Origin of the sequence: uncultured Pseudoflavonifractor sp. (genome assembly GCF_944387805.1) — a bacterium.
In the GTDB taxonomy this organism is placed as follows: domain Bacteria; phylum Bacillota; class Clostridia; order Oscillospirales; family Oscillospiraceae; genus Pseudoflavonifractor.
In genome coordinates this window covers 1-10543 of the sequence record NZ_CALXGI010000082.1, presented here as the reverse complement: position 1 = coordinate 10543, position 10543 = coordinate 1, and the positions used below count along the sequence as shown (strand labels likewise).

The following is a 10543-nucleotide window of genomic DNA, read 5'->3' as shown; positions in this document are numbered from 1 at the left end:
CTGAGCCTGTTCCTGGTTCTCGTCCTGAGTCTGTTCCTGGTTCTCGTCCTGAGCCTGTTCCTGGTTCTCGTCCTGAGCCTGCTCCTGGTTCTCGTCCTGAGCCTGTTCCTGGTTCTCGTCCTGAGCCTGCTCCTGGTTCTCGTCCTGGGCCTGCTCCTGGTTTTCGTCCTGAGCCTGCTCCTGGTTCTCGTCCTGAGCCTGCTCCCGGTTTTCGTCCTGAGCCTGTTCCTGGTTCTCGTCCTGGGGCTGCTCCTGGTTTTCGTCCTGAGCCTGTTCCTGGTTCTCGTCCTGAGCCTGTTCCTGGTTCTCGTCCTGATGCTGGTCCGGTGTTGTCCCCACAGGTGGCCTGCTCTGCTCCGGGGAGTCCATGTCATTCAGCTCCGCCTCATAATCTGCCGGATTATAGTCCCGGGGATTGAGAGAATTATCCAGATAAAGCCCCTTGGGGTCAAACTGATTGAGGGCGTCGTTCCACTCCTGCTGGGTGGAAGAGCTCTCGTTCTGATAGGAGAAGGCCTCCCACTCCCGGGTGCCGTCGGGATGCTCGTAGATGGCATAGCCCATAAAGGCCTCGGGACGCTGGGACTGGTCGGAATGGAAGCTCTCCGAATGGACAAAGACCTTGTCTCCGGCGTCCTGGGCGGCGGCCCAGCGGTTTTCCATCTGTTTGTAGCTGCCCCGGTTCAGATTCCGGTCCTGGGGCTCCAGGTTCTCCATATCGCCTGAGCCCTGAAAACGGGTGCCAATCAAATGCCCGCCGTCGTCCGTGGAGCGGCGGTCCTCTCCGCCCACCGTGCGCTGGGCGGAGAGATTGCGCTGGCCGGAGGTATTTCCCAAAACGCCCTCAGCGGACTTGCCATAAATGGTCTTGACATATTGGTAGTCCGACGGGGCGTTGTCCTGAAACAGGTTGGGGTCGTTGAGCCGCTCGTGCATGCCGGTATAATAGGCGGACTTCTGGACCTCCGTGCTGTGGAAGGGCTGGGACTGGACCGTGTTGGCAGGCCCCATGCTGGTCTGGGCGCATACCTCCGGGCTGGGGGTCCGCTCATGGCGGGCAAAGCAGTCCTGGGTGCGGGCCTCGGCGCGGCTCTGCATGGCGTCGTAATCCCGGCAGACCACATCCTCAGAGGTGCGGGAGCGGGCCGGGTCATACTTCAGACACCCGTTGTTGTAGAGCTCAGTCAAATCGCTGTTAAAGCCCTGGTTGCCGCCGCCGCAGCCCAGATGGTCGTTGGCCGTGCACTTGCCCACGGCGGCATTCAGGTCCCGGGTGCCATAGACCGCCTCCAGCCGGTCACGGTCAATGGTGAAGCAGTCTAGGTTGCCGTTGAACTGGGGGAAGTACTCCTTGCCGTCCATGGCGGCCTGCATGGCGGCATCGGGGTCATAGTAGGGGTTCTGCTGCAGGTCGCCCGCCAGCCCCACGGCGCTGTACCGGCTGTCGCCGTCGAAATGGCGGCTGGCGGTGGCCTCGTCGGTAAAATATCCGCTCAGAGCGGGATACCGGTCGGTGGGAAGCGGCTGGCCTGACGCAATCATACTGTGCTGCTGCTGACTGACAGACACATAGATATGGTCGTCCTGGATGGACATGTTTTTCAGGTTATCAATGCCGGAATAAGGCTGGGGGCCGCTGGAGGAGAGATTCACCCCCTGCCAGGAGGCGTTTTGACTGGCATAGTCTTTCCGGGCGGAGTAGCGCCTGACCATGTGTCATCTACCTCCTGTAGCGCAGGGCGAGATAACCGGCGTCACAGGCGTCCTTGGGCAGCAGATGGGCCACGGCGCTGGCGCTGCCCCAGGGGAAGTCATACCTGGCCTCGCCGGGGAACTCGTCATGGGGTCTGCCCAGGCGGATAAACAGCCAGCGGGCGCAGGCCACATAGCGCAGCTGCTGGCGTTCCGCCGGGTCGGTCATACGGGGGGGATACTGGATGGCCGGACGGAGCAGCACCATGGTGGGAAGACCGTTGGAAAAGTAGAACTCGGGCAAAAAGGGTGCGCCGTCCACGTGGACAATTTTGGTGCCCCGGGCCAGCGCTGTGCCGGTGGAAGGGGTCACGGTCACCCGCACGGGAAGGCCGGAGCCCTTCAAATCGTTCAGGGTGGTCTGGGGGCCGAAGGAGATCCCGTCAAGGTCCAGGATTCCGTTGGTCAAATCAAGCATAGCAATACCTCCGCCATTGGAATTGGGTAAGATTGAATCGGAAGGGAGACGGACCAAAAAGGGCGGCTATGCGCTGGCATAGCCGCCCTTTGGGCGCGGGAGACAATGGGGCGGTTACTTGCTCCACTTCTCGATGGCGTGGTCGCCAAGGGTCTGGAGATCCTGGACCAGGGCGCCCAGCTCGTTGAGCATGCGGTCGGTGTCGGCGGTGGGCTCACTCATGAGGGAGTAGAGCGCGCCGTTGCCGGCCAGGGTACGGGCGCCGACGCCGATGCTGATGGGCGACCCGTTGGCCTTGGAGGAGAAGATGGATAGGAAGAAGCTCTTCTGAATGGACCCGATGACGCACAGCACGCCCAGGACAATGGCCAGCAGGCCCCAGATTGCCATATCCCCGTCGCTTACCAGCAGGAACAGGCCGGCCAGCGCCAGAATGACGCCCAGGATAATGCCGCCCACGTTAATGTTCAGGCCGTAGTAGCAGTCCAGGCCGGAGACGGAGTCCAGCACCACCTCCTTGGCGATGCGGCTGGAGGCCGCCTTGCCCTGGAAGAGGATGCGCTTGTTGGTGACGGTCAGGTAGCCCACGCAGCGGGGACGCTTCACATTGCTGCACTGGTACTGGCGCACCACCTGCTCGTTCTCGGCCAGCACCAGGTTGTCCACCCGGCCGCCGGCGGCGGGACGATAGGACGGGGCGCTCTGGCTGGAGGCCTGCTGGCCGTAGTTGGAAGCCTGCGCCTGCTGAGGGGCGGACACCGCCGCGCCGCAGGCGGGGCACTTGTCGGCGCCGTCAGGAATCCGGCTGCCGCACTCTTCGCAAAAAGCCATAATAGAAATCCTCCTTTTTTCTTTTACATAGGGAAACGCGTTTTGAACGGGATTGTCACAGCTGGTCCTGAGATTTGACCAGGGACAGGGCGCAGCACAGGGCGCACCAGCACAGCACCAGCTGGGGCAGGAAGGGCAGCGTGGTAAAGGCCTCCACCAGCAGGACGAGGGCCAGAGCAGCTGCGCCGCCCAGGCAGAACATGCGCAGCAGCTTGTCCCTGACCGTCATGCCCAGCCCCAGCACCAGAAGGAAGAGGCAGGGCAGCAGGTAGTTGAAGGGGAAGTAGTGCTGCACCAGGATGCCCAGCAGGTTGAACACGCCGGTGAGGCCCAGCAGGGCGGACACGCAGCCGGACAGAAGAGCGGCGCCGGATGCCGCCGTGCCTTTGACCAGTCCCGCGGCTCCAACGCCTATGGCGATGCAGCTGAGCAGATTCAGCCAGGACAAAACCAGGTACAGGTTATAGGGCATTCCCCTGTCGGACAGAGAGAAAAAGGCCTGCAGCAGATAGACCAGGGCCAGCACTACAAAGCCTGCCGCCGGGGCGATGCGGAAGGGGTTCCGGGAGGCGAAGAGGGCCTGAAGGTCGTTCCCCAGCCCCGCGAAAAAGGCAGCGCCGGAGGCAGAGGAGGCAGGGGGCGCATCCTGCCCTCCGGCCGGTCCGTCGCACACGGGGCAGCGGCCATTCTCCAGAGGCCGCCCACAATTTTTACAGAAATTTGCCATGCAACCAACTCCTTTGCGTTACATCCCGCATACATACACAGGATGATTTATCACATTTTAACACCGCGTCTCTCCGGGTGCAACCATATATGTAAAAAGAAAGAAAAATAAATTGAAATAAAAAGAAAAAGAGCGAACGGGGAGAAAGCGGCGGAGCCGGGCAAAACAGGGCAAAAAAATATCCTCCGGCCCATTAGACGGGTGTCCGTAAAACAGTTAAAGGTCGAGTATCTAAACAGTAGATACCCGACCTTTTCTTTGTGGGGATAAAGGCGCAGAGATCCTCCAAAGGCTCCCTTGCGTAAAGGGAGCTGTCAGCCGGTAGGCTGACTGAGGGATTGTCTTACCGTAGCATCGATATACTCGCAGACCCCACGGAAGTTTCTGCTGACTTCGTTATTCGGAATCCGCAGAACCTGCAATCCATAGCCTTCCAAGAAGGTGGTTCGTTCTTCATCTTTGCCCATATTCTCATCCTCATAGTGTTGCGAGCCATCCAGTTCTATCACAAGTTTGGCTTCCGCTACTTTTTGCCGGGAGAACCGCACAGGATAGGAACACAGAAAATCATACCACAGGTGTCTTTCTTCTTTTGTCATCTCTTTGCGCAAGTGCTTTGCCAATGGAACCAACTGCTTATTATGCTTTGACTGCATGACAATCCCTCTGTCACGGCTGCGCCGTGCTACCTCCCTTTACACAAGGGAGGCTTCTGCGGTGCAGCACTGCACATCGCACCACACACCCAAAGGTGTATAGAAGTGCGCCCTTAATCAGTTCGATAAACTGGAATTTGCAGAATTGAATCATTACACGCAAGGATTAAAAATTGCTGCAGCTCCATAATGGCTATCTGCATCTACAATTTGAATTTCAATCTTATTCCAAGCATCGGTTCCTTCAACTTGAATCAAATAAGCTGTCATTTCCTTATCAGCAGCTACTTCTACGACTGTGTTCTTTGCAATAATAGCGGTTTCTTTCCCATCAACTTCCACACGAATGGAAATATCATCTGGTGCTATGTTTTCATTTCCTTCCTGAAATTTCACCAAACTCATAGGTCTAAAGTATATCATAAGACCATTTCCTGCACCTTTGACAGAAAAAATATGTAATCCGTATATCTCCAATGTATCAAAGCTAATATCCAACGAAGTGTTTTCTAAAAGCGGAATGTTTTGACACCAATACTCCAAATAGTTTACCGCATAGTCTTTTACTGCAGTTAAAAAAGGATACTTCCCCTCGGGAATATCGAATTGATAGTATCCATCCTCGTTACTTTCTGCACAGTAGATAGTAGTAAAACCGTTGTCCTTTATTTCAATCTTAGCTCCGGCAATAGGAGTATTGTTCTTACTTTTCACATATCCATCTAAAAGCATTGCCTTATTTCCTCATCAAATATTGATTTGTTGAATTGTCTATACGGTATCATAGTCACCTTGAAAACACAATCGGCACAGCGCTGTACCGATGAACTGTTTTATGACCAGCGCCCTTTAAGGCCGGAGGATGAAGCGTTACTGTCCGGCGTACCGGGACAGGAGGGCGCAGCAGCCCTCCAGGACGTCGGCCAGAGTGGCCTCAAAGTCGCCGGTGTACCAGGGGTCGGCAATGTCCCGGGGGTGGTCGGTCAGGTCCAGCAGGCGGCACACCTTGCCCTCGGGGTCGCCGCCCAGGATGCGCAGCATATTGCGCACATTGGCGCTGTCCATGCCCAGGAGCAGGTCGTACTTATTATAATCCGCCGCTGTGAGCTGGACGGCCCGCTTGCCTGACGGGTCGATGCCGTACCGGGCCAGAATCCGCCGGGTTCCGGGGTGGACGCCGCTGCCGATCTCCTCCCGGCTGGTGGCGGCAGAGGCTGCGGAGAACTCCGCCCCTCTCCCCTGTTTTTCCGCCAGATAGCGGAAGAGAAACTCCGCCATGGGGGAGCGGCAGATATTGCCGTGGCAGACGAATAGTATTTTTATCATATCTCTGATATCCCGTCAAAAGCCTTCAAGCCTTGATATTATAGGTTTTCCGGCGCTTTTTTCTGTTTTTTCGCGTGTTGTCCCGGCATGAGGCGTTCTGCGGGACAGAAGGCGGCGCGCTACCGCGCTGCCTTCCGCCGGTCGGCGGTGTCCTGTACCGCCCGGGGGAGCCAAGGGCAGTGGCAGCAGTCCAGGGGAATGGGGATCTCCTGGACCCGATCCGCCGGAGACGGACGTTTCAAATCGCCCGGCAGATAGGTCAGCCCTACTTCGCGCAGGGAAAAAACCGTATCGCTGAGCCAGCCCACAGGCTGATCGTCGCAGTAGACACAGTAGCAGCCAAACATTTTCTTGACCCGGACATTCAGCCCGCGTAGCGCGTCCAGCCAGGTCTGTACCACACCCTCGTCGGGATAGGCCATTTTTGTCCACCTCTCTTTTCTTTTGCCGTGTATCCGCTCCGCCCCACCGCGGTGCGGAGCGGCCCGAGCGCGCCGGAACGGCGGGAGCATCCGCGTTCCGTCAAAGCCGGAAATCCGATGGCCTGCGCCTGCCCCAGGGCGCGGGGCCTGCGGCGCGATAATTCAAGGACCATCAATGGCCGGAGGGCTTTTGGTCCACCAGGCTCTTCTCGGTGGTCAGGTCGGCGTGGAGCAGCTTGATAAAGACAACGCCCAGAGGGATGATGGTCAGCCAGACGGCCTTCCCCAGCAGCAGATGGCAGAAGACGGTGCCCACTACTACGCCTGCGGCAAAGAAGAGCAGCATACCCGCGTGGGTGGCCAGCTTTTTCCGGTGGGACTTGTCTGTGGAGTGGCGGTGATGAAACTCCTTGGCCAGGCCCACGCCGATCTGGCGGATGTGGTTGGTGGTAAAGGTGGTGGCCACAGGGATGCCCTCAGCCTGGCGGAAGGTGTTGTACTGCATGGAGGCCAGGAAGTTGATGACCACCTGGCAGATCTGGGCGGGGGCGGACTCAGGCACAAAGCCCAGACAGAGCATGGCAACCATCTCAATCAGCATGAGAATGGTGTCCCACCGGACGGCGAAGCGGTGCTTGATGGGGTTGGGAGCCAGCTCCGATACCACGGCGCCCAGCACATAGGCTGAGATGGGCACCAGATAATACAGTCCCTTGCGCCACTGCCCGGAGCCAAAGGCCAGCCCCATCAGCACCACGTTGCTGGTCTGGGCGTTGCAGAACACATTGCCCCGCAGCAGAAAGGTGTATGCGCCCCAGAACCCTGCCACAGCGATAAGGGTGAAGTAGACCCAGTCCCGTTCACAGGTGAGGAAATATTGCCCGTTCTCTTGTTTGCTTTGTGTTTTCAAGTCAGCCAGCCCTTTTACGTCCGATTTTGTGAGTTCCATTATACCCCCGGCAAGGGGAAAATGACAGATGCATTTTGCACAACATATGGGTGGGAACCGGCGGACAGAGAATGCCCGGCGGCAAGAGAGGGGGAGAAGCTGAGAATAAGTTCCAATTTATAGGCGCGGTTTGCCCAAAAAATAAAAACTGTAACATGCAATGGGGAAAAATTCACACTTTGCGGTTGAATTACGGGGCGAGAGAGGATATTTTATTTCGTGTAACAGTGAAATTCCCAGAAGGAGGTACTGCGATGCAGGAAGTGAAAGATACCAAGCCGGCGCCCCCGAAGAAGCCGCTGATATTCTACTATCTGGTGGCCATGGTGGTGGTAATGCTGCTCAACGCGCTGCTATTCCCCTCTGTGATGGGGGAGCAGGTGGTGGAGGTCAGCTACGACCAGTTTCTCACCATGGTGGACAACGGCCAGGTCAGCGAGGTGGCCTGGGAGAAGGATGAGGAACAGATTGTCTTTATCGCCCAGGACGATGACGGCCGGGAGGGCTATTACCGGACCGGCGTCTGGCCTGACGACGGCCAGCGGCTGCTCCAGCAGCTGCGCAGCGACCCGGACATCCATTTCGCCGCATCCATCCCCACCCAGGCCTCCCCGCTGCTGAGCTTTGTGGTCACCTGGGTGCTGCCCATCCTGTTCTTTATTGTCATCGGCGAACTGCTCTCCCGGTGGATGGTCAAGCGGATGGGCGGCAGTATGCCCGGCGGCATGGGCAACGCCATGACCTTCGGCAAGTCGGGGGCCAAAATCTACGTGGAGGAGAAGGCCACCGGCGTTACCTTTGCCGACGTGGCCGGCCAGGACGAGGCCAAGGAGTCTCTGATGGAGGTGGTGGACTTCCTCCATGAGCCGGAGAAGTACGCCGCCATCGGCGCCAAGCTGCCCAAGGGCGTGCTGCTGGTGGGCCCGCCGGGCACCGGCAAGACCCTGCTGGCCAAGGCCGTGGCCGGCGAGGCCAAGGTGCCCTTCTTCTCCATCTCCGGCTCGGAGTTTGTGGAGATGTTCGTGGGCATGGGCGCGGCCAAGGTGCGGGATCTGTTCAAGCAGGCCAATGAGAAGGCGCCCTGCATCGTGTTCATCGACGAGATTGACGCCATCGGCAAGAAGCGGGACGGCTCCGGCGTGGGCGGCAACGACGAGCGGGAGCAGACCCTCAACCAGCTGCTGGCCGAGATGGACGGCTTTGACGGCCGGAAGGGCGTGGTGCTGCTGGCGGCCACCAACCGGCCCGAGTCCCTGGACCCGGCCCTGCTGCGGCCCGGCCGGTTTGACCGGCGGGTGCCGGTGGAGCTGCCCGACCTCCAGGGCCGCATCGCCATCCTGAAGGTCCACGGGAAGGACGTCCACCTGGACGCCGACGTGGACTGGGACGCCATTGCCCGTGCCACCGCCGGCGCTTCCGGCGCCGAACTGGCCAACATCATCAACGAGGGCGCACTCCGGGCGGTGCGGATGGGCCGCAAGACTGTGACCCAGGCCGACCTGGAGGAGAGCGTGGAGACCGTTATTGCCGGCGCCCAGCGGAAGAACGCGGTCATCTCTCCGGAGGAGAAGAAAATCGTGGCCTACCACGAGGTTGGCCACGCCCTGGTGGCCGCCCTCCAGACCCACTCCGCCCCGGTGACCAAAATCACCATCATCCCCCGCACCTCCGGCGCGCTGGGGTACACCATGCAGGTGGACCAGGGGGAGAAATCGCTCATGAGCCGCACCGAGCTGATCAACAAAGTCGCCACCCTCACCGGCGGCCGGGCCGCCGAGGAGCTCATCTTCGGGCCGGACAACATGACCACCGGCGCCTCCAACGACATCGAGCAGGCCACCAAGCTCTCCCGGGCCATGGTGACCCGGTACGGCATGACCGATGAGTTTGACATGGTGGCCCTGGAGACCGTGCAGAACCAGTACCTGGGGGGCGACACCTCCCTGACCTGCGCGGCGGACACCGCCTCCAGGGTGGACGCCCTGGTGGTGGAGACCGTAAAGGCAGCCCACGAAAAGGCCCGCCGCCTGCTCCAGGCGCATGAGGACCAGCTCCACAAGCTGGCGGCCTACCTGCTGGAGAAGGAGACCATCACCGGCGAAGAGTTCATGTCCCTGCTGAAAGCAGAGCAGTAAATGGCTCGCAGCCGGACCCAAAGAAAAACAAAGCGCCCCCGCCGGTCAACACCGGCGGGGGCGCTCGTCGTTACAGGGAGGGAAATCAGGCGTTCTGGGCGGCCACAAAGGTGTGGAAGGCCTCCTCGGCGGCATCGGGGTTCTCCGCGATGACGAAGAGGATATAGTCGCCGTCCACCACGGTGCGGGCGTTCTGCACCTTGGGCAGGTTCTGGCTCAGGTACCAGGAGAAGGTGTCCTCCTGGCTCTGGCGGTAGGCCTCAAAGGCCGCCTTCACGGCGTCCACATCGGCGCCCTCGGCCAGCTTGCCCAGGATAATGGTGTCGGGAGAGGTGATCATGGGGAAGAAGGCCACGGCCTCCTCCAGAGCGCCCTCGGGCACGCCGTAGTTCTCCACCAGCACGTCGGCGCCGGACTTCATGCTGCTGTAAACGCCGGCAGCGTCACGGATGGTGTAGGCGCCCTGCACCAGGGGGGTGCCGTTGGGGGTGGTGATGGTGATGGAGCCGTCCTCGGCGGTGGTCACGTCATAGCCCTCAAAGAGCTCCAGAATGTCGGCGGACATAAAGGTCACGCCGTTGACGACCTGGGCCTTGCCGTCCACAGTCTCATCTCCCACGGTGATGGAGTTGTCGGCGAAGTTGACGGTGATGTTGCCGCCGTCCAGGTAGAACCAGCCGGTGTTGTCCTCAGGGAACCAGCTGGCGGAGCCGTAGTCGTTCTCGGCCACCAGGCGCATGGGGATCAGGCCCTCGCCGTCCACGGCGGGGATGGCGCTGGTGTCCAGCTCCTTGCCGTTGAGGGTGATAGCGGTGTCATAGCCCACCTTGGCGGAGATGGGCACGGCCTCCACGGCCAGGGCGGGCAGGGTCATGGATGCGGTGAGGGCCAGGGACAGGCCCAGAACAGCAGCTTTCTTCATGGTATTACTCCTTTTTGCGTTTTTTGCATTCGGTTCGGACGGGCTTGCGCCCTCCGTTTCAAGCAATAGACGAATTCCAGAGACAAAGGTTCCCGGAAAATATGGAATTTAATAAAAATTTTTTCGCGCCGTCCCCGGCGGTTCCGTCTCGTCCGGCGCCATGCCTGCCGGAAAAGAAATTGATATTTTTTAGACATATATGACACAAAAATAACAAAAAATAGGTTAAAAAATAAACTTTTAAAATGCATTGACAGAAAAAGGAGATGGATTATACTAGAAGACAGAGACCACATTGCAGCCCGCCGCAGAGGCGGAATATCAGCTGAAGAAAGATTAACTATTAGAAGTCAACCCCGAAAAGGGACGGCGGTGGCAAAGAAAGTAGATGGTTGAAAAAGGGTA

The 10543-nt window shown here is 59.1% G+C and carries 11 protein-coding genes; 1 reads left to right on the top strand and 10 read right to left on the bottom strand.

The features are described from left to right. The 9 genes from Q0K06_RS13085 to Q0K06_RS13045 all read right to left on the bottom strand — a co-directional run. Positions 1 to 1713 (bottom strand): DNA/RNA non-specific endonuclease (locus tag Q0K06_RS13085; protein ID WP_294553357.1); only part of this gene is annotated, 1713 nt, incomplete at its 3' end. A 7-nt stretch (positions 1714 to 1720) separates the two neighbouring features. Continuing rightward, positions 1721 to 2170 carry a hypothetical protein gene (locus Q0K06_RS13080; RefSeq protein WP_294553356.1) on the bottom strand — a complete coding sequence of 150 codons (450 nt, stop codon included), beginning with the start codon at positions 2168 to 2170 and terminating at the stop codon, positions 1721 to 1723. Positions 2171 to 2284: 114 nt separating this feature from the next. Continuing rightward, complete coding sequence (locus tag Q0K06_RS13075) at positions 2285 to 3001, bottom strand: zinc ribbon domain-containing protein (protein ID WP_294553355.1); 717 nt, start codon at positions 2999 to 3001, stop codon at positions 2285 to 2287. Between the two features lie 55 nt (positions 3002 to 3056). Continuing rightward, positions 3057 to 3728 carry a hypothetical protein gene (locus tag Q0K06_RS13070; protein WP_294553353.1) on the bottom strand — a complete coding sequence of 224 codons (672 nt, stop codon included), beginning with the start codon at positions 3726 to 3728 and terminating at the stop codon, positions 3057 to 3059. Between the two features lie 314 nt (positions 3729 to 4042). Then, positions 4043 to 4384 (bottom strand): endonuclease domain-containing protein, encoded by a 342-nt coding sequence (locus Q0K06_RS13065; RefSeq protein WP_294553351.1) that lies wholly within the window; start codon positions 4382 to 4384, stop codon positions 4043 to 4045. A gap of 153 nt (positions 4385 to 4537) precedes the next feature. After that, positions 4538 to 5116 (bottom strand): carboxypeptidase-like regulatory domain-containing protein, encoded by a 579-nt coding sequence (locus Q0K06_RS13060; protein ID WP_294553349.1) that lies wholly within the window; start codon positions 5114 to 5116, stop codon positions 4538 to 4540. Positions 5117 to 5254: 138 nt separating this feature from the next. Next, complete coding sequence (locus tag Q0K06_RS13055; RefSeq protein ID WP_294553347.1) at positions 5255 to 5710, bottom strand: low molecular weight protein-tyrosine-phosphatase; 456 nt, start codon at positions 5708 to 5710, stop codon at positions 5255 to 5257. A 119-nt stretch (positions 5711 to 5829) separates the two neighbouring features. Continuing rightward, positions 5830 to 6132, bottom strand: coding sequence for a hypothetical protein (locus tag Q0K06_RS13050; protein WP_294553345.1), 303 nt, complete (start codon positions 6130 to 6132; stop codon positions 5830 to 5832). A 172-nt stretch (positions 6133 to 6304) separates the two neighbouring features. Then, positions 6305 to 7042 (bottom strand): YoaK family protein, encoded by a 738-nt coding sequence (locus Q0K06_RS13045; protein ID WP_294553343.1) that lies wholly within the window; start codon positions 7040 to 7042, stop codon positions 6305 to 6307. 293 nt (positions 7043 to 7335) lie between these two features. Here Q0K06_RS13045 and ftsH point away from each other — a divergent pair, with 293 nt between their 5' ends. Beyond that, positions 7336 to 9216 (top strand): ATP-dependent zinc metalloprotease FtsH, encoded by a 1881-nt coding sequence (ftsH, locus tag Q0K06_RS13040; protein WP_294553341.1) that lies wholly within the window; start codon positions 7336 to 7338, stop codon positions 9214 to 9216. 85 nt (positions 9217 to 9301) lie between these two features. Here ftsH and Q0K06_RS13035 read toward each other — a convergent pair whose 3' ends face one another. Further along, positions 9302 to 10138, bottom strand: coding sequence for a DUF4358 domain-containing protein (locus Q0K06_RS13035; RefSeq protein ID WP_294553339.1), 837 nt, complete (start codon positions 10136 to 10138; stop codon positions 9302 to 9304). Positions 10139 to 10543: the final 405 nt, after the last annotated feature.